The 788-nt window shown below is 64.5% G+C and carries 1 protein-coding gene; it reads left to right on the forward strand.

Going from position 1 to position 788, the window contains the following annotated elements; all coding sequences use genetic code 11:
* A partial coding sequence (locus tag EOA28_RS37370; protein ID WP_148671192.1) for a lipopolysaccharide biosynthesis protein occupies positions 1–788 on the forward strand: 788 nt, incomplete at both ends.

Genomic DNA, 788 nt, shown 5'->3' on the forward strand with positions numbered 1-788 from the left:
TCTCGGTGCTGGTCTGGGTGACGATGGTCATCGTCGGCAATCTCGCCTGCCTTGGCTTCCACACCTCCGTCATCCGCTTCATTCCGGAGTATCGCGAGCGCGGCATGCTGGCCGAGCTGCGCGGCATCGTGCTTGCCAGCCGCCTGTTCGTGCTCGTCGCCTCGACGCTGATCGCCGGCCTCGGCGCCCTTGGCGTGTGGCTGGCCTCGGACCGGATCGAGAACTACTACGTCATCCCATTCATCCTCGGCGTCATCTGCCTGCCGATGATCGGGCTCGGCGACCTCCTGCAAGGGCTGGCGCGCGCCAATTCCTGGGCGCTGCTGGCGCTCTCGCCGACCTATCTGGTGCGGCCGGTGCTGATCCTGGTGTTCATGGCGCTGATGCTTGGCCTGCACTATGTGCCCGACGCCAAGACCGCGATCTTCGCCTCGATCGCCGCCACCTATGTCACGACGCTCGGCCAGCTGATGGCCGTCACCTCTCGCATGGACCAGAAGGTCCCGCCCGGGCCGATGACGGTGCATTTCGGCCAATGGATCCTCGTCTCGCTGCCGATCTTCCTGGTCGAGAGCTTCTTCTTCCTGCTCACCAATGCCGATGTATTGATGGTGGGCGCCTACCTCCCGCCCAACGATGTCGCCGTCTATTTCGCGACCGTGAAGACGCTGGCGCTGGTGCATTTCGTTTATTTCGCGGTCAAGGCCGGCGTTGCCCAGCGCTATGCGCAATTCACCCATGGCGAGCCGGACAGGCTTGCCGCCTTCGCCCGCGAGACCGTCTCCTGG

It is taken from the genome of Mesorhizobium sp. M2A.F.Ca.ET.067.02.1.1, assembly GCF_004023285.1.
Lineage (GTDB): Bacteria > Pseudomonadota > Alphaproteobacteria > Rhizobiales > Rhizobiaceae > Mesorhizobium.